This is a genomic window from Leucobacter triazinivorans (assembly GCF_004208635.1).
Taxonomy (GTDB): Bacteria; Actinomycetota; Actinomycetes; order Actinomycetales; family Microbacteriaceae; genus Leucobacter; species Leucobacter triazinivorans.
This window is the reverse complement of record NZ_CP035806.1, coordinates 2,786,343-2,808,449: the sequence shown is the minus strand read 5'-3', so window position 1 is coordinate 2,808,449 and position 22,107 is coordinate 2,786,343. Positions and strand designations below refer to the sequence as shown.

Here is a 22,107-nt window from a genome sequence, read left to right as displayed (position 1 = left end):
GACGATGATATCTCCGATTCGGCAACCATTCCAGGTCGGGCGAACCCGCAGTACGCCCACGCAAGATAACATCGCCATATGGCGATGTTATCTATATAATGAAGTGTATTGATTGGTGTCGAACGAGAACGGAGGCCCCGAATGGGTGCAGGGCATGATCACGGGCCGAGCGCGACTGAGGCGGGACAGCCCGGCGACTACCGCCGCAAGCTCTGGATCGCCTTCGGCATCACCGCGACGATCGTCGTGGCGCAGGCCGTCGGCTCCGTCATCACCGGCAGCCTCGCTCTGCTCACCGACACCGCGCATGCCATCACCGACGCCTCGGGGCTGCTGGTCGCGCTGATCGCGGCGACGCTGATGCTGCGGCCGGCGACGTCGAGGCGCACCTGGGGGTTCCGCCGCATCGAGGTGATCGCTGCACTCGGGCAGGCGACGCTCCTGCTCGTGGTCGGCTTCTACACGGCCATCGAGGGCATCCGGCGCCTGTTCGAGCCGCCGGAGGTGCCCGCGACCGAGCTGCTAGTCTTCGGCATCGTCGGCCTCGTGGCGAACATCACCGCCATCCTCATCCTGTCCTCGAGCCGCGGCGCGAACTTCAACATGCGCGCCGCGTTCCTCGAGGTCCTCAACGACGCGCTCGGCTCCCTGGGCGTGATCGTCGCCGCGATCGTGATCGCGACGACCGGCTTCCAGCGCGCCGACGCGCTCGCCGGGCTCTTCATCGCGGCGCTCATCGTGCCCCGCGCCTTCAAGCTGATGCGCGAGACGACGAGCGTGCTCATGGAGTTCACCCCCAAGGGCCTCGAACTCGACCTGGTGCGAGCGCACATCCTCGAACTCGAGCACGTCAAGGATGTGCACGATCTGCACGCATCAACGGTCGCGACCGGCCTGCCGACGATCACCGCCCATGTCGTCGTCGAGGACGAGTGCTTCACCGACGGGCATGCGGCCGAGATGCTCCATGCGGTGAAGGCGTGCGTAGCCGAGCACTTCGAGGTCTCGGTCAACCACTCGACCTTCCAGATCGAGACGGCGCACATCAGCGAGGACGAACCGGCGGGCATCAAGCACCCATGAGCAGACGGCGCGGGATCAACGGCGGAGCGTGATGCGCACCGTCACGGCTCCGCTGCGCCGTCGCATCGCGCAGAACTGGCAGCGGCTGAACGGGCCTGGCCGGGTCGCTGGGGTCGACCTCGCCCGCGGTCTCGCAGTACTCGGGATGCTGGCAGCGCATCTGCTCTGGCTCGGCTCGCTCTCGTGGACGGAGCCGTCGACCTGGGGCTCGGTCGTGACCGGTCGCTCCTCGATCCTCTTCGCCACGCTCGCCGGCGTCTCGCTGGGCCTGTCCACCGGCGGCCCGACGCCCCCGAACGGCGCCGGGCTCGGCCGGGCGAGGCTCAAGGTGGTAATCCGGGCGCTGGTGATCTGGCTTCTCGGCGTGCTGCTCATCAGTTTCGACGTGCCGGCCGCGATCATCCTGCCGACGTATGCGATCATCTTCGTGCTGGCGCTTCCCCTGCTCACCCAGCGCGCCTCGCGGCTGTTCCTCGCGGCCGCGACCGTCGCGCTCGTGGCCTCGCCCCTGGTCGTGTGGGCGAACGCCTCGCCATGGTGGGAGAGCTATGAGGGCTGGCTCACCGGGCACTACATCGGATGGAACTATCCGTTTCCGCTGTGGGTCGCGTTCACCCTCGCGGGCCTCGGTCTGGCGCGCGCGGGGATGTGGTCGCAGCGGGTGCAGTGGGCGGCGCTCGGCCTCGGCACGTTGCTGGCGGTAGCCGGATACAGTCTCTCCCCCGGCGCGGAGTCGTCGGAGGAGTCGGCTGATCGACCGTTCCTTGCTGCCTGGTGGACGGCGGATCCGCATTCGAGCGGCGTGCTCGAGGCGATCGGGAGCGGCGGCTTCGCGATCGCGGCGATCGGCCTGTGCCTGCTGTTGTGCGCTGGGGGTCGGTGGCCCTGGCTGACCTTCCCGCTGCGGGCGGTGGGATCGATGCCGTTGACGGCCTATGTGCTGCAGATCGTGGTGTGGGCGGCCGCGTCGACGATGCTGCTCGGCTCCGCCCACGAGCATGCCTTCCGCGACCTCGACCCTTTCCTCCCGATCACGATCACCACCGTGGTGCTCTCCGTGGCATGGAGTCTGCTGGTCGGGCAGGGGCCGCTGGAAGCTGCGCTCGGTCGACTCTCCTCGGTGGGAGGACCGCCGGCCTCCTCCGGGGCAAATGCGCAGCAGCGCCAGAATACTCTTGAGCCGTGACCGCCGACTCCGCCATCGCCTCATGATCGTCTGGTTCGGCATCGTCCAGGTCGTCGTCGCCCTCCTCGCGATGGTCGTCTGTATCGTCGAGTACGCCCGGAAGCGCGGGCCCAACGACTACACGCTCGGCGCGACCCTGCTCGTCGGGATCCTGCTCATCGCGCAGGTGGTCATCGGCATCGTGCAGCCATGCGCGGGCAATCCTGCCGAGGGCGATCCGCTCGAGTTCTGGATGTACCTCATCGTCGCGACTCTCATCCCGTTCGGTGCCGCGTTCTGGGCTCTTGTAGATCGTCGCCGCTCGGCGAACCTCGTGCTGGTGGTCGTCAACTTCGCGATCGCCGTCATGCTCTACCGCATGTTGGTCATCTGGGGGTGAATCAACGTCACACGGCTCGATCTGCTGCTTAGGGGTGGTGTCAACCATCGCAGCGTTGAGCAGTCACCGTACTGAGGTGGAGCGGTGCTTTCGCTCCGTGCTATCCGGACGGGAGGCTCGTCGCCTTATGAAAGCACCGAGGGCGAGATCGACGGCGAGGAACAGGATGAGCGAGCCACCGAGTGCGGGCGCGAATAGGTCAGCTCCGACACCGAGGAGAGCGATCACGAAGATCGCGACGCGGGTGGGCGTCCGCCCAGCGCCGGGTGGACGCAGGTAGCTCGAACGCGCGGCACGCGTAGTTGGGCGTCGCAGCCACCACATCCTGTATCCCCAGAGGATCATGAAGATGATCCCGATTGCGAGCGCCCCCAGCACGATCTGGTTGGCAGCACCGAAGAGCAGGCCCATGTGCGCGTCGACTCCCCAGCGGGCGAGCTTCGCCGCGAGCGGCCAGTCGGCGAAGTCGACTCGGGATAACACTTCCCCGGTGGCCGGGTTTACCGAAATGGAGTCCTGCTTCTCGGGCCAGCTGCGTTGCGCCTGGGACACCGTCCATGCCTCACCGCTCTCGGCGGGCACGATCTTGATGATCCCGTCGAGTCCCTCGTCGCGGGCGCTCTCCGCGGCGCGTTCGAGAGCCGCCGGAAGCTCCTGCTCCGCAATCTCGGGAACCTCGGTGTTCTCAGGGAGCGCTGCTGCGGCGGACGGGGTGGTCCAGTCGAGTGCTTCTCGAAGGTTCCCGACGTTCGTTCCGGCATACTGAGACCAGGTCAGGCCGGTGGCCGAGAGGAAGAGCATGCCGAGTGCGAGCCACACGCCGAGCGCACCGTGCCATCCCATCAACCGCCCGCGCCCCTTTGCCTCGCGCGTGGGGATGACCAGAGTCCGCCGCCTGCCTTTGCGGACTCTGCGGAACACCCAGATGCTGAGGCCGGACGCGGCGAGTACCCACAGCCAGCTCGCCGCGAGCTCGCTGTAGAGCCTTCCGACATCACCGAGGAACAGCGTCCGGTGCAGGTCGTCGAACCACGAGCGTACGGGCAACCACTCACCGAAGGTTGGCAGCGTGTTCGTTACCTCACCACTGTATGGGTTGATGAACACGGTAAGGTCTCGGTCAGCGGGATCGGATTTGGTCGAGAAGGTGACGCGGGTGACGTCATCTGGGTTGGTGGCCGGGCGCACCTCGATGAGGGTGCCGTCGACTTAGGCTTCTTGGGCTGCGCTCACCTGTTGCGCAAGCGGAAGAGGTGGTCCGGATGGTGCGACTGTGAGCGTGTCCCGGTACACGATCTGCTCGATTGCGGGGGTCGCGGCGTACATGAGCCCGGTGACTGCGGCAATCAAGATGAACGGGCCCACGAATACGCCGATGAAGAAGTGCAGACGTGCAAGCAGCGGCCGGAAGCCGTCTCGCCACCATCGTGCTCGCGGGAGCGCCCGTCTCGAATCGTCGGTCGACCGCTCATCGGCACGGTCTGTCTGCGGAGTGGTCATGCGCACCTTCCTGGGGAAATAAGAGCAGAATCAGCTGATCATGAGGGCCAGCATGACCCCCATGCCGAGGGCCATACCGATATGACACATCACATGCGAGCGGTGCGTCCGTTCACGGGAGAATCGGTATACCCACCAGCCCATCGCGATGACACAGAGCACGACCAGAGCCCAGGTCACCAGCAACACCCATGCCGGTGCTTCCGCGCTCACGGCCGCTGCATCGGGCACGGACGTCGCACCGTGCCCGTCGTGTCCGCCACCGCCAGCACCTGGCGCCGGGATTCCACTCATCATGAGAGGCATAGCCGCAAGCATCCACACCATCGCCCCCGCTAGCAGCACATGAATGCCGAGATCAACACGCACACCTGCAGGGACTGCCTTCGCGCTCGCGTATCCTGCAATCACGAGGCTCACCACCCCGAACGCCACAATCTGCACCCAGGTGCCGACCGAGCCCGTCGGGAACCAGATCATTGCGATCATCGACACGCTCATGACCGTATGCAACACATCGACCGCACGATCAGGCCTGCTGGTAGAGCGATCCCACGAAGCGGAAAGATGCCAGAGGCAGTAGACACCCGTCGACGCGAACAGGACAGTCAGGATCCAGTCCCAGGGAGCAGCAAGCACAGAGTAAATCTACAACTTGTAGTAGATAGCGGCAACTCCGCTCCCCGTTGTATCTCGGGCGTCCGTCAGCGGCGTGGGGGACGTTTCTTCCGTGTGCCGCACCGCTGCCATCGGCTCTTCAGCCTGGTGGCGAAACCGCGCAACCGGTAGACAAGATCATCGAACTCCTCTCGCGCCGACGGGCTCTCTCGTCCGTCTCGCGGAGGTGCCCCGGCAGCGGCAATAACAGCGATCAGGGCAGACATGAGAAGCAACTGCGTGATCCAGACGGCAAGATCCACCTCAGCTCCTTTCATCGACCTGCAGCGGGACGGCGCCTCGGCCAGGACGCCCGGGGTCTCGGGTTCTACCCTGCGAGGTAGGCGTCTTCCTCTTCGGCATCGGTCGTGCCGCGACGCGCCTTGCGCGCCTCAGCACGCTGTTGCTGCCGGAGCACGGCCTCGCTGCCCGCGTTCAGCCCTCGGTGTTCCTGCCGGGCGGCGTAAACGACGCCGAAGGCGGCGATGACGATGAACACATACCACTGCAGCGCATATGACAGATGCGGCCCCTCGTCTCGCTCCGGTGGGTCGGGGAGCAGGCCGGTTGCTGTTTCGGGCGATTCGCGAACGAGCATCCCATAGGCTCCGGTGTAGGCGGCGTCGAAGCCGCCGACCCGGGCGAGCTCGGGCAGGTTGATGCTCGCGACGGTTCTCCCCTGGGAGAGGCGGCCGGCGAGTTGTGGTTCGCTCGCCCGGAGTCGGACTTCGACTTCGACCGGCCCGCTCGGGGCCGCCGGGGCGCTTGCGAGCCAGGTGTCGCTGGCGTTGGCCTCGTTGCCGTTCACGGATACCCAGCCGCGATCCACGAAGAACAAGAGCCCCTCCTCGGTGCGCAGGGGTTGGAGGAGCTGGGAGCCGACCCCCTCGGGACCGGGACGGTTGCGGGCGAGGAAGGGATCGCCCACATATTCTCCGCGCACGGTGGCGGTCTGCCATTTCAGCGCATCCTCGTCGAAGCTTGCAGGGTCGGGGACCGCGGTCGCGATCGGGACCGCGGGTGCGTTGTAGTTCTGTTCGATGCGGTTGATCTCCGCTCGGGCGTCGCTTCGGCGATCGAACTGCCAGTCGGCGAGCCAGACACACACGACGGAGAAGACGACGAAGAGTCCGTAGTAGCCGAGCCACCGGCGTGAGCGCAGGAACGACCAGCCCGGTCGTGCCCCGCGAGCCCGGCGACTGGGCTGATGTTCGATCGAGGTGGGATCATGCTCGGGGGCGGGTACTTGCATCGTCATGGAGCTAGAACTGGGCTCGAATACACCGAAACGGCGTCGCACACGCAGTCGCTTGACGCGGCTGCGTGTGATTGCAGCGAGTACACCTGTTCCCTTCCTGACACACCCCGGGGCGTCGTAGTTGTCGTGGCGACGGTTGAGGAGGATCTTCGAGCCTGAAAGTCTCTGGAGGCCGTTCCCCTCTCGATCAGTCGACGCACCCGGGAGGAGTTGGCGACGTTGATCGTGCACCCTGTCGTTGTAACGAGCTGTGAGGCGGTGGCGAGCACGCTCACATTGCTGAGGGCCCATAGCAGCTGGATCGCACTAAAGGTCATTCCTTCGCTGCCGATGATCACGGCGGCGGATCCTGCTCGGAGTACCGGCTGTGTCCGCCCGATCCGGTCGGCAGAACACATGTAGTGGACACGGTCGCCGAGTGCGGAATGCCTAAAGAGCGGGTTTCTCCTCCTCTTCTCGGGGTTGAAAGGCTGTGCTGGCGCCACGTCGTGCTCTGGTCTCATGAGGTGCGGCGTCATGGTGCTAGATGAATGGAGTGGGGTCGACGAATGCAGCGCCGGAGAGCACTTCATAGTGGACGTGGCAGCCGAAGCTCATGCCGGTGTTGCCGACGTACCCGATCACTGCTCCGGCGGGGACCCATTGGCTGTAGGACACGGGCGGGGTGCCGATCTGGTGGGCGAAACGGGTCTGATAGCCGTTGTCCTGATTGAGGTACGTCATGTATCCGCCGAAGTTGTCGACCCAGCCGGCGACGACGACCGTTCCGGATGCGGGGGCCACGATCGGCGTGCCGCAGCCGGCGGGGAGGTCGAGTCCCGTGTGGCTCCACGGCTGGCGGAAGTAGGTGGAGATCCAGGAGATCGGCACGGGCTGGTACCAGCCGCTCCCCCCGGGTGTGCCACCGCCGCCACCGCCGCCGCCCGCGGCCTGCTGGTTCCGGCGCTGCTCTTCCTCGATCCGGAGGCGCTCCTCGTAACCGGAAACCGTTGTGGTGGTCGCATCCTTGAGCGCCGCGAGCTGCGCTTGCAATTCCTGCTGCTGGGCCTCCTGTTCGAGGAACTGCACACGCTGGTCGTCGAGGTTCTCCGCTGCGGTCTGCGCCATTGCCTCGGCCTCGCTGGCGAGCTGGTCGCGTGCCTCCTGCGCCACCTCGGCCTGTTCGCCGAGCGACGCGGCCGTGTTCAATGCGAGCTGGGCGCGTTCAGCCATCGTGGAGTTGCGTTGCGTGGCGCGTTCCATCATGGCGAGCCGATTCAACAGGGCATCGGTGGTTTCAGCGTCGGCCTGGAAGAACACTTCCGTGCTGTGGTCGACGCCTCCGGAGCGGTAGAGCTGGGAGATGATGTCGCTCGCTTGATCGGAGGCCTCTCTGGCCTCCTCCCGGCTCGCGCTCGCTTCGGTTTCGAGTTCCTGTGCCCGCTGCGCCGCCTCTTCTGCGGCGGTTTCGGCTTCCTGCCATTTGGCGTTGGCGGTCTCGGTCGCCGTGCGGAGGCGTTCCAGCTCGGCTTCGCTCTGCGCGATGAGCTGCTCGATCTCCTGCACCTTCGCCGCCGCCGTCGCCTCGTTCTGCTTCGCGGCCTGGACGTCGTCCCAGGTGGGCAGGTCCACCGCATGCGCGGCGGTGCCGCTGCCGCCGGGACTGCTGAACACCAGCGCCACCATGGCGCCTCCGACGACAAGGCTCACGGAGATGCGCCTGATGCGGCTGGACTTCGTGTGTCTCATATGGTCTCTCTCCCTGGGGCTGAAACCCGGTGCGATCCGGGCTGTGGTCAGGTGCGTGGCTTCCTGATGAGGATTCCGGCGAGCAGAAACGTGCTGCCGGCGATCGGTTGGGCAAGGATCCAGAAGATGCCACTGAACGGGAACGGATACACGGGGTTCCAGAGCACCGCGATCGCGACGAATACGGGCACCCACCACCAGTGGCGTGCCTGGACGGCGAACCAGGCGACGATGAGCGCAAGAATCGAGACCACGAAACGGAAGACCGTGAACCAGTCGCTGCCGACGAAGGCGACGGCGACGATGAGCGTGGCGAGTGCGATGAAACCGGGGAGGAGCGCGTTGCGCTGGTAGGACGGGGCCTGCTGCCTCTGCGTCATGGGTGCGTCCTCTCCAGCCGGGCTGTCGCGGTATCTGGGTTCGGTTCCTCTGGCGCCGTGGCTGCCGCTGAACCGTCGGCGGTTGCGGGCGATGTGCGGGAGCTTGCACGGATGCGCCAGGCGCCGAACAGATAGAGCACGATGCCGGCACCGATCGCGACGTCGGCGAGGTTGCCGATGAACAGCTCGCCGTAGGCGAGGAAATCGGTGACGGCGCCGCTGCCGAACCCGGGCGGGGCGAAGATACGGTCGACGAGGTTGCCAATGGCACCGCCGAGGATCAGTCCGACTGCCGCGGCGTAGATCCGGCGCTTCGTGCGCAGCGCCGCCCTGACGAGGAGCACGGAGGCGACGATCCCGAGCAGCGTGATGAAGGGGGTGAGCTGGGAGCCGATCGAGAATGCGGCCCCGGTGTTGAAGGCGAGCTGCAGTCCGAGCAGATCGCCGAGCAGAGGGATGCGGGTTTCGGTGTCGAGGGAGTGGAGGGCGAGCTGCTTGCTGATCACGTCGATGGCGATCGTCAATGCCGCGATGGCGCAGCTGTAGGCAAACAGCAGCCTGCGGGCGGGGCGGCGGCCCGTGGGCCGCGCTGCGGGCCGTGCGCCCTCATCGACGGGTGGATCCTGCGGGAGTTCGTGGGTCATGATGCTTTCAGTGGGGATTCGGTCGCGTCCGCGACCTCAACAGGGGTGGGGGGTGGACAGGCGGTTCCATCGCCGCTGCAGCAGACGCAGGGTGAGGAGCCCGCCGATCGCGGCGATCGGGATGATCAGGGTGAGGATCGGGCCGACGAGGACGGCCGGGGTGAGCCCTGTGCGCAGCGGCACGGAGGTGACGGCGGCGGCAGGTGTGTTGGCGGGGGCGCCGGCGATCACGGTGCCATCGGGGGCGATGACCTGGCTGGTGCCCACGGTCGACACGTTCACGACGGCTCGACCGGTTTCGATGGCGCGCATGCGCGCGAACTCGAGCTGCTGCAGGTTCTCGTCGGTGCCCCGGAAGTCGGCGTTGTTGGTCTGGAAGGCGTAGAACTGCGCCCCTCCGCGTGCCCCGTCCCAGATCACCGAGTCGTAGATCACATCGAAGCAGATCGCGAGCCCGACCTGGATGCCGTCGACGGCGACGAGCGGCGGGTTCGTGCCGGGTGTGTATTCGCGCTGGATGAGGCCGACGAGGTCGGGCACGATAAGTTCGTAGAACCACCGGTCGGGCACATACTCGCCGAAGGGCACCGGATTCACCTTGTCGTGCAGCTGTTCGGCGCCGCCGCCCTCCCAGAGCATCGAGGTGTTGTAGGTGTGCTCGTCGCGCGCGGTGGCCGCGTTCATGAGCAGCGGCGCACCTGCCTGTTCCACGAGCTCATCGAGGGTGCGGGCGGTCCCCGGCGTCCTGAACGGATCGGAGTCGACGCCGCCCTCGGGCCACACGAGCAGATCCATCGGCTCGCCGAGGATCGTCTCGCTCGCCTGCCGCTGGGCGGCGAGCACGTCGCCCGGGCCGCGCGCGTCGAAGTAGCCGGCGGGCCCGTCGCCCTGCACCCAGCCGATGCGGAGGCTGCCGGCCGCGGTCGTGGGGAACGCCGGCACGAAGAGCAGGGCGAGGATCACCGCGGCCGGGAGCAGCCCGGTGAGCTTCCGTGGTGCGGGCCGAGTGGTCCAGCCGACGACGCTGGCGCAGAACCAGACGATGAGGAAGGTGAGGCCGGTCACTCCGACCCAGGAGGCGACCTCGGCGAAGGGGCCGTTGGCTTGCGACATGCCGATCCGGCCCCAGGGGAACCCGCCGTAAGGCCAGGAGCCAAGGACGAGCTCGCGCGCGGTCCACAGCGCCGCGATGAGCGCGGGAAGCAGCAGGGTCCGTACCGCGCGGTGCGGACTGGTTGCGGCCCAGCGGTAGGCGAGGGCGATCGGGATCGCACCGAGCGCGAAGAGCAGCGCTTCGAACCCGGCGAGCGCGATCCATGGGATCGGGCCGAGGAACTGCACGACCCACATGAGGTGCGTGAAGGTGAACGCGGCGCCGTAGGCCAGTCCCACGGCGAACACTCCCCCGATGCTGCGGCCCCCGAGCGTCCACAGGCCGCCGGCGATGCTCAGGAAGGCGAGCGGCCACCAGCCGAGGCTGGGGAACGCGAGGTCGAGCAGCAGGCCCGAGAGGGCGGCGACCGGGATCGCTGCGCCCCACGGCAGGCCGCGCACGACCGCTGAGCTGCGCGACGTCTGCGCGGTGCGCGGTGCCGCCGCGCGGGACGCGGCGGGGTCGTCGCGAGGCGGTCGTGTCTCCGTGGTCGTCATCGCGGCTTCCTTCCTGGTGCTCGCATCTCGGGTGTGGTCGTGGGGCGACTCAGCTGACGCCGGAGTAGGCGTGCAGGCCCTGGAAGTAGAGGTTGACGATGGTGAAGTTGAAGATCACCGTGGCGAAGCCGATGAGCGACAGCCATGCGGACTTCGTCCCCCGCCAGCCGCGGGTGGCGCGGGCGTGGATGTAGCCGGCGTAGATCACCCAGATCACGAACGTCCAGACCTCTTTGACGTCGAAGCCCCAGTAGCGGCCCCAGGACTCGTTCGCCCAGATCGCCCCGGCGATGAGGGTGAATGTCCAGAAGATGAAGCCGAGGATCGCGAAGCGGTAGGCGAGCGTTTCGAGCGCCTCGGCGCTCGGCAGCGTGCGCAGGTAGCCGCGGTCCGGGGCCACCTCGTCGCCACCGGCGGCCTTGATCCGTTCGCGGCGCGCCTGCAGCAGCTGCATGACCGAGAGTCCTGCCGCGATCGCGAGCAGCGCCGTGGCGAGCGACGCGACGAAGACGTGGATGATGAGCCAGATGCTCTTGAGCGGATCCATCAGCGGGGTCACTTCGACATAGAAGGAGATCGTCGAGCCGCCGAGGAAGAACACCACCATGCCAACGATGAAGACCCCGAGGAACCGGAGGTCATACCAGCGCAGTGCGACGAGGTAGACGGCGACGATCAGCAGAGTGCCGATGAGGGCGAACTCGTACATATTCGCCCACGGCACCCGCTCGGCTGCGATCCCGCGGGCGACGGTGGCGGCCAGGTGGAGCAGGAACCCCAGCCCGGTGAAGGCGATGCCCAGGCGCGCCCAGTAGCGGCGCGACCGTTCCGCACCGGGCACCCGGAGGCTCTCCTCCTCTCCGCTGCTCTGCGGCACGGACGCCGGGCCTCCGGCCGCCCCGACGAGGACCGCCTCTCGCTGCTTGACGGGTGCCGCCGAGGCGCGCTGCGACAGATCGTAGGCGAAGGCCAGGAACGCGAGGACGTAGACCGTGATCGCCGACCAGACGGCGATCACGGAGAACTCGTCGAGCGTGGCCTGCAGCTGCAAATCCATGGCTACTCCTTACTCTCCGCGATCGCTGCGTCGAGCGCGTCGGTGATGTCGGTGACCGTTTGGGGTTGGAACAGTTCGCCGTTCAGGAAGAACGTCGGGGTGCCGCGGACGCCGAGCGCCATGCCGGCGTTGTGATCTTCTTCGACCCGGGCCTGGGTTGCTGGATCGGCGACGGCCTGGTCGAAGGCCGCCATGTCGAGCCCGAGTTCCTCGGCGTAGCTGCGGATCTTGTCGGCCTGGGAGGTCTGCTGCTCCGCCCATTCGGGCTGGGATTCGAAGAGCTTCTGGTACATCTCCTCGAACTTGCCCTGCTGCGACGCGGCCTCAACGGCGAGGGCGGCGTTCATCGAGTTAGTGTGGTTGGTGATGAAGTACCGGGCGACGTAGGTGATCTGACCGTCGTACTGCTTCCGGATCTCCTCGATCACCGGGTAGACGGCGCCGCAGGCCTCGCACTCGAAGTCGAGGAACTCGACGAGCACCGGTGCACCCTCGCCGGCGTCGTCGAGGACGTGCGAGTTCTCCTGCACCAGCGGCACCTCGCTCTGGGAGGGGGTTCCCCCTCCTCCCGTTTCGCCGCCGTTCGACGCATCGCTCGGCGCCTGGACCTCGGGCCGGTTGAGCACCGAGATGAGGATGACAATGAGCGCGACGAGCAGCACGGCTGGGATCGCAATGAGCGCCGTCTTCTGCGAGGTGCTCATCTTCTTGTTCGGTTTCTGCACGGTGTGCGGGGGCCGGGTCATGGGGTTCCCTTCTTGAAGTGTGGCGGCGGTAGTTGTTCGGCGATGGCTGACAGGTGGCTGTCCCGGAACTGCTCGACAGCCCGGACGAGGCCGGGATCCTCGCCACGGGCGAGGCCCGCGTACTCGATCCTGACCTTGCGTTCGCCGACGACGGGTTCAGTGAAGGTGGCTTTCACCCACAGTCGGCGGCGAGGCACGAGGAGCCCGGTGACGAGGCCCACGGTGGCAAGGATGGAGAAGATGAGCACCCAGGTGGCTCCGGTATCGCGCTGGATCTGCAGGGAGACGAAGCGTTTCACTGGTTCCTCGGCGCCCTCGGTGACGGTGAGGTCCTCGAAGGTGATGGTGCCCATCCCGTTGGGGAGGTCGGCGGTCTGGCCGGGGGCGAGCTCGATCGAGTCGACCCCGGTGTCGCCGCCGGTGAGCTGGGTCATGGACTGGGTGTCGAGCTGATACACGGAGCGCGGCGTGCCGTCGTCGATGCCGAGGTCGCCGGTGAAGACGTTGAACGTCATCAGCGGGTTGATGAGGTCGGGAAACACCGAGTAGTAGGCGCCACTTTCCAGTGTGCTCTGCGTCGGGTAGAGGAAGCCGATGAGTCCAACCTGCTCGGGTAGACCGTCCGGGACTTTGATCACACCGAGCGAGGTCATCGCGGAGTCCTGCGGGAGGAACGGCTGCGGCTCTTGGTAGACGATGTCGCCGGCGGCGTTGCGGATCGTAATCATCGGCGCGTAGCCGTTGCCGAGAAGGTAGATGCGGTCGCCGTTCACCTCGATCGGCGCGTTCACCCGCACCGTCTCGGCCCGGCTGTCGTCGTCGCCGGGCTCGCGGATGGAGAGGTGGGCGGCGAAGCTGCCCGCCTGCCCCGCACCCGGCCGACCCGGGTCGACGTACTCGACGTCGAAGCCGTCGAGGCTCAGCGCGTACGGGGTCAGGGAGGTTCGGTCGAAGTAGCGTCCCGGCGAGAACGACGAGTAGGCGCTCTCGGTGTTCACGAAGGTGGTGCCTTGCACGATGACCCGGTCGCCGGTGTAGTTGAGGCCGGTGCTCAGGAGCACAGTGACGAGGATCCCGACGAGCGCCGAGTGGAACACGAGGTTGCCGGTTTCTCGCAGGTACCCGCGTTCGGCGGAGACGGACCAGACCTTCGCGCTGTCGTATCTGGCGGTGCGGTATCCGCGGCGGCGCAGCTCGTGCTCGGCGATTGCGACGGCCTGCTCGATGTCGGCTTCTGAGGTGTCGTCGACTACGAGATGTAGCTCATGGGTGAAATGCGCGGCCATGCGTTGGAGGCGTGCCGGCGTTCTCGGGGCTTTCGCGCGCAGCGCGTTCGCGTGGTGCTTGATCCGGGGGATGATGCAGCCAATGAGGGAGACGAACAGCAGCAGGTAGATGGCTGAGAACCAGGCGGAGCTGTAGACGTCGAACAGCTGCATTGTGTCGAGTGCCGAGGCGAGCTCCGGATTGTCGTCGTAGTACTTGACGACGCCGTTGGGATCGGCCTGGCGTTGCGGGAACAGCGATCCGGGGATCGCGGCGACCGCCATGAATAGGAGCAGCATGAGCGCGGTGCGCATGCTGGTGAGCTGCCGCCACCCCCACCGGAGCCAGCCCCGCCATCCGAGGCCGCCGGTACCGGGTGTGCGCTCGACGGAGTCGATGTGGTCGCTCGGGCGTGCGGGGAGGGTGTCGTTGTCAGAGCGGGAGTTGGACATTCGCCATCACCCCCTGCAGGGAGGACATGAGGCGTGTCCAGAGCCCCGTCACCATGAGCAGGCCGAGCAGCACGAGCACGGTCCCGCCGGCGATGTTGATGGTGCGGATGTGGCGGCGCAGGAACGACATCGAGCGGGTCGCCCAGCCGAGCCCGAGAGCGAGCAGCAGGAAGGGGATGCCGAGGCCGAGCGAGTAGGCAACGCCAAGCAGCCCCGCACGGACGGGGTCGCCGAGGTTCCACGAGACGGAGATGATCGCGGCGAGCGTCGGCCCGATGCACGGCGTCCAGCCGATGCCGAGCGCGAGACCGAGCAGTGGGGCTCCGGCGAGTCCTAAGCGTGAACGGAAGCGGGGGCGGACGGTGCGCTGCATCTTGCGAAAGACGCCGACAAAGGCAAGGCCCATGACGATCACCACGACGCCGAGGATGCGGGTGGCGATGTCAGCATAGGAGAGGAAGACCTGGCCGAAGACGCCTCCGAGCACGGTGACGGTGACGAACACGACGGAGAACCCGGTGATGAACAAGAGCACGCCGAGGAGCAATCGACGGCGTTGAGCGGTGCTGCTGTCAGCGGCTCCCGCGCGGTGCTCCACAGGCGCGACGGCGGAGCCGAGGTAGCCGAAGTAGCCGGGCACGAGCGGCAGCACGCACGGTGAGGCGAAGGAGACGAAGCCGGCGAGTACGGCGATGAGCACGCCCACCCAGAGCGCACCGTCGAAGACGAGATCGCTCGGGTTCATCGTGTCTCCGCAAGCGCGTCGGCCACGAGCGTGTCGAGGATGGAAGCCGATTCGAGTTGCCCGATGATGCGGGCGGCGACCCGTCCCTCACGGTCGAGCACGAGCGTGGTGGGGGTGGCTTGGATCGGGGTGACGCCGGCGAAGGCTTGCTTGATCCGGCCGTCGTTCACGTCGATCACGCTCGGGTAGGTGATGCCGTTCTCTTCGGCGAAGGCGACGGCGGTCGCCGGCTGATCGTAGATGTTCACGCCGAGGAAGGCGACTCCCTCGTCTTGGTAGCTCTGCCAGACTTCCTCGAGCATGGGGGCTTCGATGATGCAGGGGCCGCAGGCGGCGTACCAGAAGTTCACGACGTACACCTGCCCGGCGTAGTCGTCGCTCGAGACGGGATCGCCGTACTCGGTTGTTCCGCTGAAGCTCACCGCGGCTCCGCGCTCATCGATAGGGATCTCAACGATGCGGCCGTCGGAGGTGCCGCTTCGTTCGCTGCCCTGCTGGTACCGTTCCGACAGTGGCTCGGCGGCGGTGCAGCCGATTAGCCCCGTACTGATCGCGGCGGTGGCCACGAGTGCGGTCAACAGCAGGTACGCCGGTCTAGACGTCCTCAAGTTCTCGGTTCTCCTCAATCCTCAACACGCGGTCGCGGGCACGGCGGACACGCCGGCCCGTTCCTGCCCCAAAGGGCAGCGTGAGGAGCGCCTAGATGCGCAGGAGACTGAGCTCGTGCAGGCCCAAGCGATGCCTGCCTCGATGATCGAATGCGGCAGCTGCGACGATCGGAGCGATCCGGGGTCGCTGGCGCTGGAACCACTGCTCCCTACAGCGGAACGCGAAGACGATCAAGATTGCCAATGCGAAGCCGCAGAGTATCCCGAGCAGACAGGTGACGATACCGATCAGCATGCTTTCGCTGGCGGCGGCCTCCCCTGCCGTATCGGTAAGGTGACCCCCGGCAGCATCGACAGAGGGAGCCGCGACCGTGCTGGTGGCGACCGCCGGCGCGGACAGGCCGACGTCATCAGCATGAGAGGCACCCCACAAGCCCACGACGGTGACGATTGCGGCGAGGAACAGCGTCGCGGCTCTCATCGTGAATCGTCGCCGCGTCGTGCGGGCGCTGCGGGAAACTGGGAACACACCCCGATTGTACCGAGCCCGCTCTACGGGACCATGGGAGTGGACTGACTCGCGCTGCATATCGGGACCTACTTGAGAGCGATGAGCAGGCTGAGCAGACCCATCACGAGAGTATAGGGAGCGAGTGTCATCTTCTCGTATTTGCTCGCGGAAAGCAGACTGAGAATGACGCTCAACCCGAAATGGGCGACCACGATCCACATCACCCAGAAGCTGAACTCCTCCGGGAGCACGGCGATGGTGCCGCTGCGGTCGAGGGCGATGAACGCGACGAAACCGTAGCGAAAAACTGCGGAGACCGCTCCGAAGCGGAGATTGAGCGGCAGGGTCGCATGTTGGCCTCCCCACGCAAACTTGCCGAGGGGCACACCAGCGGCCAAAGCGATCTGGAAGACGGCGAGCAGACCGAGCATCACGGTGAGTGCAACTGCGGCGATGGTCATCATTTCTGCTCCTTTCCAGATATCTCAGCCAGGTACGCGTTGTAGGCATCCAGATCGGCGTCCTCCTGCGTCTGTCGGCGCTTCGCCTGACGCAGGTCGCTCACGCGCCACTTGGAGAAGGTGACGACGAGCACGACAATGAGCGGAAGGGTGCCATACGACCAGACGAGGCCTCCGCCGATGGCCTGGTCGAGCTCGCGAGTGAGTCCCCACTCCTCGGGATCTTCCGCATACCAGCTGAACATCCGGCCCGCGTTCACGAGCAGCAACAATCCGAACACCGCATGGATCTGGATCTCGATGAAGAGGTCCACGAGACGCACGGGGAAGGAGGGCTCGCGCGGCAGCGGGTCGACCGCCCAGAGTGGTGCGGCACCGATGACTCCGAAGACGAGGAAGAACGTAAGCAGGATCAGGTGCCCGCCTGGCAGAGCGAGGAACCAGCTCACGGCATCCGTGAAATAGAGGGTGGGGAAGGCCAGAGCCGCGATGATGACGACCATCGCTGGGTGGAGGAGCACCAGAGCCGTGCGCGACCGGTAGGCGCCCAGCGCTGCGCGCAGCGCTGGGCGCCCGATTCCCCGGTGAGGGGTGGCCCGCAGGAGCAACCTGCCGGGCGATCCCATGAGCAGGAACGGCGGCACGAAGACCATCAGCGTGATCTGCTGGAAGACGAGCACCGAGACGAGTTCGTCCGCATAGGCGTTCCCACTCAGCCCGGTGACCAGGAACCAGATCAGGCATCCGACGAAGAACGAGACCGTTGCCAGGACGCTCCACGGCTTCCCTGCAATCCAGAGGGAGATCGCACCAACCAGATAGATGACGAGACAGACAATCGCGAGCCACGCGAGCGGCGACATACTGAGCAGCTCAAGCCGGAAGAGATCACTGAGCTCGAGGCTGACCTTCGCGGGATACACGGGCAGGGGGTGTCCTTACTGACGAGGCGACAATGCCGCCGAGCGGGGCTACTTCGCGTTCGCGGCGATGAACGGCAGCGGATCGATCGGTTCGTCCTCGACTCGCAGCGCCAGGTGCAGGTGGTTGCCAAACGACAATCCGGTCGTGCCGACGAGCCCGGCTTGATCACCGCTTTGCACCGTCTGCCCGACCTGCCAGGCGTGGGAGTTGTCCTGCATGTGGCAGTAGCGGCTGCTGACGGCTTGGCCTGCGACCTGGTGCTGGACCTTCAAGGAGAACCCGCATCCATCTGACGCCCAGCCCGCTTCGGTGATGACGCCATCCCCGATGATCCGGACGGGCGTGCCTCCGGCAGCGCCCATATCCTGTGCATCGTGGAACCCCGCGACGGGTGCCGACCGGTAGCCGAAGCCGTCGGTCAGCGGGACTTCCTGATCAAAGGGGTAGCGGAGCGCTGTGTCGGTAAGCCCGGTGACGCTCACGGTTCCGCCGATGGTCTGGATCTCCGGGATCGCGACTGCGGTTGGCATCGCAGATAGTGCATCGAGCACCGCGGGGTCTTCGGCGGTGCCGCCTGTGGAGATCGACTGCTGCGGAATGGCGGCGGCGACGCTGTCCGCGGTTGCCGGATTCGTCACAGGCAGCAGTGTGCCGACGACGAGCGCGCCGACGCAGGCCAGCGCAGAACTGCCGGAGATGAAGCTGCGCAGTCTCCGACGTTTGGCGATCGGGGTCGCCATCGTCTCGGCTGATCCGCCCTCCCCCGTGCCACCGCCTGCCGGCGCGGACGGGCTTGGGTTCTTCGATCGCGGTTCGCTCGTGGCCGATGATTCTCCGTGCCGGGCGCGACGATCGGGGGCTTCGTCGGATGGGTGCTCTGCTTGCGGCTCCACCCAGGTGCTTCGTCGGCGGGCGACTGGCTCCTGGTCGCGGCGACGCCGGCTCATAGGAGTACTCCGAGCACCAGGTACTGTCCCACGGCCACCGCGATACTCAGCGCTACGGTGCCGATGACGAAGAGGAAGTGTTGGGGTTTGATGGGGGATTCTGTCGTGTTCAAACTGTTTGATCCTGATCGTGGGCGTCAGATGCGCCTCTGGAAGTGCGTGCGTGCAGCATCCGGCGGCATGCCGAGGTGACTGCTGCGTTTACGGGTATCTGGTCGGCGGCAGGCGGCATCACTTCGGAGGTGCTGCTCTGTCGCGGCCGTGCAGATATGGGCATGCCGTGAGCCCCTCAGTGAGGGCGGTTCCCGGCTTCTTCAAGAGATGCAGAGAACTCGACGAACACCCTGTCGCGCAGAATTCTCGAGATCAGGTTCGGGAGATGGAAAGCAGGAGGAGGAGCGGCTGGGTTCGGTCCGGTGCGCGCGGGACTTCGACTGCCAGCTCGCGAAGCCGGCGGAGGTGTGGGCGTTGGCAGGGGCGCCGGAGGAAGAGGCCGAGCAGTAGCATGCTCGCCAGCATGGCGAGCATGCAGATCGCGAGCAGGTCGAGATGCCAGCTCTGCAGTAGGTTGCCGTGGGCCGTGTGCTTCTCTCCGTCGCTGGCGACAGGGACCGATGCAGCCGACTCGCTGATTTCCGCGACAGTTGGTGCCTGAGCGACCACCGGGACGCCGACGGCTTCGGCGCTATGGAGCCGGAGGCCGACGAGGCCGAGGATCACGAAGGCGCCGACCCAGACGAAGGTCAGGAGCGCGCGCCGCGACAGCGGTCGCCGCGTGGCTGAGCGTGCATCCATCACTTCATCACCTCCATAGCTATGTAACAATTTAGCATCGAAGCCTGAGATGAGGCCAGAAATACTACCTTGCCAGCAATTCTTGCGGAGTTTCCGCTGGTGTTGATACAGCGCTCGGCAACAGCGCCGAGGGCCGCGCATTTGCGGGCCTGCGTGCGGCTCGGATGCCGTTGAGGATCACGAGCACCTCAGCCAGCTCGTGCACGAGCACGACCCCGGCGAGGCCGAGCACCCTGAAGAGCGCCAGGGGGAAGAGCACGACGATGATGGCCAGGGCGAGACCGATGTTCCACGTCATGATCAGACGGCCTCGACGCGCGTGCGCGAGAGCCTGCGGAATGAGGCGGAGATCATGACCGGTGAAGGCGACGTCGGCGGATTCGATGGCGGCCGCCGACCCCTTGAGCCCCATGGCGATGCCGACAGTCGCCGTCGCGAGCGCGGGGGCATCGTTGATGCCGTCACCGACCATCGCCGTCGGCGACGCAGCCACGAGTGCACCGATGGCGCTGGCCTTGTCTGCGGGGAGCTGCTCGGCGCGAACGTCTTCGATGCCGGCCTCGGCCGCCAGCGCACGAGCGGTGCGCTCGTTGTCGCCGGTGAGCATGATCGGGGTAATGCCCATGTCGCGCATCATGCGGATCGTCTCGGCCGACTCCGCGCGCAACTCGTCGCGGATCCCGATGAGGCCCGCGAGTTTCCCGTCGGCCTCGACCGCGACAACGGTCATGCCGCGTTCGGCTAGCTGTTCGGCAGCCTCCCGATGCTCGCCGGGGTCGAGCCAGCGGGCGTTGCCGACACGGATGCGGCGGCCGTCGACGACACCGCTGATACCGTGCCCGGCTTCCTCCTCATTTGAATCATCCAGCCCTCCCGCGACGTCCTGGCGGGAGCAGTCCACGGCTGCGGGCCTTTGCCACCCAACCCTGTGCAGTACTGAGTGCGACGCCGTTGATGCCGGCCATCGTTGCCGAGGGGTTTTCATCACCCTGACTCGAGAGCTTGCCGTGCTGCAACGCGACGAGTTCATAGAAGTCGGGCACCTGCTTCGGGTTGCCGAGCGATTTCAAGAGGTCACGGTCACTGATCTTGCGGCCGCTCGGGAGCAAGATCTTGTTGCCGGTGACGGTGGCGATGCGCTTCATGGCGAACAAGCGCTTGTTGATCGCGGCCTCGATCTTCGCGGTTGGCAGTTCGCGCAGGAGGTGACTGGTGATCGGGTCGCCTGGTCGCCACGGCAGATAGATCACGCCGGTGATGCGTACTTCCTCGGGAGTTGCGTAGAGTTGTCGCTGCAAGCGGATCATCACCCGCGTGGCCGTGCCCTCGTGCTCGATGTAGCGCCAGCGGCCGTCCACAGTTTCGTTCTGCTCCGAGTCGGCGGCCTCGCCCGTCGCATGGTCGTCGTAGCCGAGTACGCGGTCGATCTCGTCGCTCGCATCGTCGGGGCGCTCGCCGGGAAAGCGAGAAGCGAGGTGCCAGCCCGCAGGAAGGTCGGCCTGCGTGAGCAGTCCGTCTGCGCTCTGATCCCCCGGCCGGGGCGTGGGTAGTGCCATGCGCACGAGTCTATTCGGAAACCCACTCTCATCTCATGTAGTTGCGGTTACACGTTGTTTGTGTTCTAATATCAGGTACTCGCAATAACGCTAGTTCTTGATGGCGTTCACCCGCACCCGATGAGAGGAAAGGGCATGACCGAGGCGACAACCCAGACGGACTACCTGACGCGCGCCGAGGCCGCTGCGCGGTGCCGGGTGCCGCTGCCGACGTTTGACAAGCTGCGCCGCGAGGGGTTGATCCCCGAACCGGATGCCGAGGTGGGCAAGCACAAGCTCTGGCGCGCCGACACGATCGACGAGTTCCTCGAGGTCGGCGGAACGAGACGCTGATGGCTGGCCGACCGTCGAAAGACTCCCCGCTGCGGCTCGATCCACGCACAGGCAAGCCACTCCCCGAGGGCATCCGGTGGCGTGAGGATCGACAGCGGTATCAGATTCGCGTGCTGGTGCCCGACCTCTACGGAAACTGGGCCGAGCGCACACGCACGTTCCGCACACTGACTGAGGCCAAGAAAGAACTCGCGAAAGCCATTGCAGGCAAGAACCCGAACGGCGCGATGTCGCTCACCCAGTGGCACGAGCGCCACTGGTCAGCAATCGAAGCATCGGTAAGGCCAGGTACAGCCCGCGCCTACGGCGTGGCATGGCGTAGGCGCGTGCAGCCGACACTCGGCCACATGAAGCTCGAAGCCATCACTTCCCCACTGATCGAAACGGCGATGGTCGAGTGGGATTGTTCGCCCTCGACCAAGGTGGATGCGCTCGCGCTCATCAGCCGCCTGCTCGACGCGGCACGCCGGGCGCGGGTCATCGACTACAACCCCGCCCGGGAAATCAAACGCCCGAGCCAGGACGCCGGCGCCGCCCCAACCTCACGCGCGCTCACCATGCCACAAGTAACCAAGATGCTCGAACTCATCCCCGAAGGGGTCTACCGCCGCTACGCCGCCGCCCTCGTGTTCACGGGAATGCGGGCGGGCGAGGCGACCGCGATCCGAGTACGCGATGTCGATTTGCAACAGGGTGTCTTGCGCGTGAGCCGCAGCTTCTCGCCCGGCCTGAACGGGGAATTGATCGAACAGACACCGAAGAGCCACAAGGAACGACAGGTGCCGATCGTCAAGGCCCTGCTGCCCCATCTGCAGGAAGCCATCAAAGACAAAGAACCCGACGACCTACTGTTCTCGGGGCCGAACGGCGGCAGGCTCGTCGCGGCAAACTTCCGCCGCGCAGTGGACTGGGCCGTGATCCGAACCGCCGTCAAGCGTCCCGATCTGCGCGTGCATGATCTCCGCCACACGTTCGCCACCATCCTCTTCGACGCGGGCGCGTCAGCCCCGGACGTGCAAGCAGTGCTCGGACATTCGAGCCTGCAAGTCACCGAACGCTACTCCCGCGCCCGCGAGGGCGTCGCCAGGCGCACAGCCGCGGTGTTCGATAGCCTCACGAACCGCGATGGATATGGCACAAATATGGCACAGCGCCGCGATGTGCCCCGCCTGTGAGCGCCGTCAGCGCCTTGGTTTCGACAAGCTCAACCGGCGGCGCAGCGCGCAGACGAGCCGCAGAAA

At 66.3% G+C, this 22,107-nt stretch carries 22 protein-coding genes and 2 pseudogenes; 5 read left to right on the top strand and 19 right to left on the bottom strand.

Annotation, left to right across the window (positions count from 1 at the left end; genetic code table 11):
* Positions 1 to 141: 141 nt before the first annotated feature.
* Genes EVS81_RS12690 through EVS81_RS12680 form a run of 3 tightly spaced genes read left to right on the top strand, consistent with a single transcriptional unit; the run spans position 142 to position 2,648 of the window.
* The gene (locus tag EVS81_RS12690; protein ID WP_130110704.1) at positions 142 to 1,083 is read left to right on the top strand and encodes a cation diffusion facilitator family transporter; all 942 of its coding nucleotides are present in this window, start codon (positions 142 to 144) and stop codon (positions 1,081 to 1,083) included.
* A 31-nt stretch (positions 1,084 to 1,114) separates the two neighbouring features.
* Positions 1,115 to 2,269, top strand: a complete 1,155-nt coding sequence (locus EVS81_RS12685) for a heparan-alpha-glucosaminide N-acetyltransferase domain-containing protein (RefSeq protein ID WP_130110703.1) — start codon at positions 1,115 to 1,117, stop codon at positions 2,267 to 2,269.
* The gene (locus EVS81_RS12680) at positions 2,259 to 2,648 is read left to right on the top strand and encodes a hypothetical protein (protein ID WP_420813230.1); all 390 of its coding nucleotides are present in this window, start codon (positions 2,259 to 2,261) and stop codon (positions 2,646 to 2,648) included. Before EVS81_RS12685 ends, EVS81_RS12680 begins: the two co-directional genes overlap by 11 nt.
* A gap of 63 nt (positions 2,649 to 2,711) precedes the next feature.
* Here EVS81_RS12680 and EVS81_RS12675 read toward each other — a convergent pair.
* The 19 genes and pseudogenes from EVS81_RS12675 to EVS81_RS12575 all read right to left on the bottom strand — a co-directional run bounded on the left by EVS81_RS12675 (position 2,712) and on the right by EVS81_RS12575 (position 20,533).
* A pseudogene (locus EVS81_RS12675) lies at positions 2,712 to 4,148 on the bottom strand (PepSY-associated TM helix domain-containing protein).
* A 30-nt stretch (positions 4,149 to 4,178) separates the two neighbouring features.
* Positions 4,179 to 4,787, bottom strand: a complete 609-nt coding sequence (locus tag EVS81_RS12665) for a DUF5134 domain-containing protein (RefSeq protein ID WP_130110700.1) — start codon at positions 4,785 to 4,787, stop codon at positions 4,179 to 4,181.
* A gap of 346 nt (positions 4,788 to 5,133) precedes the next feature.
* A complete protein-coding gene (locus EVS81_RS12655) occupies positions 5,134 to 6,063 on the bottom strand; it encodes an SURF1 family cytochrome oxidase biogenesis protein (RefSeq protein WP_130110698.1) in 930 nt (309 codons plus the stop codon).
* Positions 6,064 to 6,585: 522 nt separating this feature from the next.
* A complete protein-coding gene (locus tag EVS81_RS12650) occupies positions 6,586 to 7,752 on the bottom strand; it encodes a peptidoglycan DD-metalloendopeptidase family protein (protein WP_130110697.1) in 1,167 nt (388 codons plus the stop codon).
* Between the two features lie 86 nt (positions 7,753 to 7,838).
* Entirely contained in the window at positions 7,839 to 8,171 is a 333-nt protein-coding gene (locus EVS81_RS12645; protein WP_130110696.1) for a DUF6804 family protein, read from the bottom strand.
* Positions 8,168 to 8,815, bottom strand: a complete 648-nt coding sequence (locus tag EVS81_RS12640; protein WP_130110695.1) for a signal peptidase II — start codon at positions 8,813 to 8,815, stop codon at positions 8,168 to 8,170. The genes EVS81_RS12645 and EVS81_RS12640 overlap by 4 nt, the downstream gene beginning before the upstream one ends.
* 36 nt (positions 8,816 to 8,851) lie before the next feature.
* Positions 8,852 to 10,465, bottom strand: coding sequence for an apolipoprotein N-acyltransferase (gene lnt / locus EVS81_RS12635; RefSeq protein ID WP_130110694.1), 1,614 nt, complete (start codon positions 10,463 to 10,465; stop codon positions 8,852 to 8,854).
* Positions 10,466 to 10,514: 49 nt separating this feature from the next.
* The gene (ccsB, locus tag EVS81_RS12630) at positions 10,515 to 11,522 is read right to left on the bottom strand and encodes a c-type cytochrome biogenesis protein CcsB (protein ID WP_130110693.1); all 1,008 of its coding nucleotides are present in this window, start codon (positions 11,520 to 11,522) and stop codon (positions 10,515 to 10,517) included.
* A gap of 2 nt (positions 11,523 to 11,524) precedes the next feature.
* Positions 11,525 to 12,268 carry a DsbA family protein gene (locus tag EVS81_RS12625; RefSeq protein ID WP_130110692.1) on the bottom strand — a complete coding sequence of 248 codons (744 nt, stop codon included), beginning with the start codon at positions 12,266 to 12,268 and terminating at the stop codon, positions 11,525 to 11,527.
* Positions 12,265 to 13,986, bottom strand: a complete 1,722-nt coding sequence (resB, locus tag EVS81_RS12620) for a cytochrome c biogenesis protein ResB (RefSeq protein ID WP_130110691.1) — start codon at positions 13,984 to 13,986, stop codon at positions 12,265 to 12,267. The genes EVS81_RS12625 and resB overlap by 4 nt, the downstream gene beginning before the upstream one ends.
* Entirely contained in the window at positions 13,967 to 14,731 is a 765-nt protein-coding gene (locus EVS81_RS12615) for a cytochrome c biogenesis CcdA family protein (protein WP_130110690.1), read from the bottom strand. The genes resB and EVS81_RS12615 overlap by 20 nt, the downstream gene beginning before the upstream one ends.
* Entirely contained in the window at positions 14,728 to 15,339 is a 612-nt protein-coding gene (locus EVS81_RS12610) for a TlpA family protein disulfide reductase (RefSeq protein WP_338034606.1), read from the bottom strand. Before EVS81_RS12610 ends, EVS81_RS12615 begins: the two co-directional genes overlap by 4 nt.
* 91 nt (positions 15,340 to 15,430) lie before the next feature.
* Complete coding sequence (locus EVS81_RS12605) at positions 15,431 to 15,820, bottom strand: hypothetical protein (protein ID WP_130111482.1); 390 nt, start codon at positions 15,818 to 15,820, stop codon at positions 15,431 to 15,433.
* A gap of 116 nt (positions 15,821 to 15,936) precedes the next feature.
* Positions 15,937 to 16,314 (bottom strand): hypothetical protein, encoded by a 378-nt coding sequence (locus EVS81_RS12600; RefSeq protein ID WP_130110689.1) that lies wholly within the window; start codon positions 16,312 to 16,314, stop codon positions 15,937 to 15,939.
* On the bottom strand, positions 16,311 to 17,234 hold the full coding sequence (locus tag EVS81_RS12595; RefSeq protein WP_130110688.1) for a cytochrome c oxidase assembly protein: 924 nt from the start codon (positions 17,232 to 17,234) through the stop codon (positions 16,311 to 16,313). The genes EVS81_RS12600 and EVS81_RS12595 overlap by 4 nt, the downstream gene beginning before the upstream one ends.
* A 48-nt stretch (positions 17,235 to 17,282) precedes the next feature.
* On the bottom strand, positions 17,283 to 17,975 hold the full coding sequence (locus EVS81_RS12590; protein WP_130110687.1) for a M23 family metallopeptidase: 693 nt from the start codon (positions 17,973 to 17,975) through the stop codon (positions 17,283 to 17,285).
* A 573-nt stretch (positions 17,976 to 18,548) separates the two neighbouring features.
* Positions 18,549 to 18,977 (bottom strand): hypothetical protein, encoded by a 429-nt coding sequence (locus EVS81_RS12585; RefSeq protein WP_130110686.1) that lies wholly within the window; start codon positions 18,975 to 18,977, stop codon positions 18,549 to 18,551.
* 64 nt (positions 18,978 to 19,041) lie between these two features.
* A pseudogene (locus EVS81_RS12580) lies at positions 19,042 to 19,827 on the bottom strand (HAD-IC family P-type ATPase); the annotation flags it as partial.
* A gap of 10 nt (positions 19,828 to 19,837) precedes the next feature.
* Positions 19,838 to 20,533, bottom strand: a complete 696-nt coding sequence (locus EVS81_RS12575; RefSeq protein ID WP_130110685.1) for a hypothetical protein — start codon at positions 20,531 to 20,533, stop codon at positions 19,838 to 19,840.
* 135 nt (positions 20,534 to 20,668) lie between these two features.
* Between EVS81_RS12575 and EVS81_RS12570 the strand changes: the two genes are divergently transcribed.
* On the top strand, positions 20,669 to 20,866 hold the full coding sequence (locus EVS81_RS12570) for a MerR family transcriptional regulator (protein WP_130110684.1): 198 nt from the start codon (positions 20,669 to 20,671) through the stop codon (positions 20,864 to 20,866).
* A complete protein-coding gene (locus tag EVS81_RS12565; protein ID WP_130110683.1) occupies positions 20,866 to 22,041 on the top strand; it encodes a tyrosine-type recombinase/integrase in 1,176 nt (391 codons plus the stop codon). Before EVS81_RS12570 ends, EVS81_RS12565 begins: the two co-directional genes overlap by 1 nt.
* Positions 22,042 to 22,107: the final 66 nt, after the last annotated feature.

Coding starts and splice junctions, on each gene's coding strand:
- EVS81_RS12645 (WP_130110696.1), bottom strand. CDS start 8,171: ATGACGCAGAGGCAGCAGGCCCCGTCCTACCAGCGCAACGCGCTCCTC.
- EVS81_RS12565 (WP_130110683.1), top strand. CDS start 20,866: ATGGCTGGCCGACCGTCGAAAGACTCCCCGCTGCGGCTCGATCCACGC.
- ccsB (WP_130110693.1), bottom strand. CDS start 11,522: ATGGATTTGCAGCTGCAGGCCACGCTCGACGAGTTCTCCGTGATCGCC.
- EVS81_RS12690 (WP_130110704.1), top strand. CDS start 142: ATGGGTGCAGGGCATGATCACGGGCCGAGCGCGACTGAGGCGGGACAG.
- EVS81_RS12640 (WP_130110695.1), bottom strand. CDS start 8,815: ATGACCCACGAACTCCCGCAGGATCCACCCGTCGATGAGGGCGCACGG.
- EVS81_RS12585 (WP_130110686.1), bottom strand. CDS start 18,977: ATGGATGCACGCTCAGCCACGCGGCGACCGCTGTCGCGGCGCGCGCTC.
- EVS81_RS12590 (WP_130110687.1), bottom strand. CDS start 17,975: ATGGCGACCCCGATCGCCAAACGTCGGAGACTGCGCAGCTTCATCTCC.
- EVS81_RS12575 (WP_130110685.1), bottom strand. CDS start 20,533: ATGGCACTACCCACGCCCCGGCCGGGGGATCAGAGCGCAGACGGACTG.
- lnt (WP_130110694.1), bottom strand. CDS start 10,465: ATGACGACCACGGAGACACGACCGCCTCGCGACGACCCCGCCGCGTCC.
- EVS81_RS12685 (WP_130110703.1), top strand. CDS start 1,115: ATGCGCACCGTCACGGCTCCGCTGCGCCGTCGCATCGCGCAGAACTGG.
- resB (WP_130110691.1), bottom strand. CDS start 13,986: ATGTCCAACTCCCGCTCTGACAACGACACCCTCCCCGCACGCCCGAGC.
- EVS81_RS12600 (WP_130110689.1), bottom strand. CDS start 16,314: ATGATGACCATCGCCGCAGTTGCACTCACCGTGATGCTCGGTCTGCTC.
- EVS81_RS12615 (WP_130110690.1), bottom strand. CDS start 14,731: ATGAACCCGAGCGATCTCGTCTTCGACGGTGCGCTCTGGGTGGGCGTG.
- EVS81_RS12605 (WP_130111482.1), bottom strand. CDS start 15,820: ATGAGAGCCGCGACGCTGTTCCTCGCCGCAATCGTCACCGTCGTGGGC.
- EVS81_RS12625 (WP_130110692.1), bottom strand. CDS start 12,268: ATGACCCGGCCCCCGCACACCGTGCAGAAACCGAACAAGAAGATGAGC.
- EVS81_RS12570 (WP_130110684.1), top strand. CDS start 20,669: ATGACCGAGGCGACAACCCAGACGGACTACCTGACGCGCGCCGAGGCC.
- EVS81_RS12655 (WP_130110698.1), bottom strand. CDS start 6,063: ATGACGATGCAAGTACCCGCCCCCGAGCATGATCCCACCTCGATCGAA.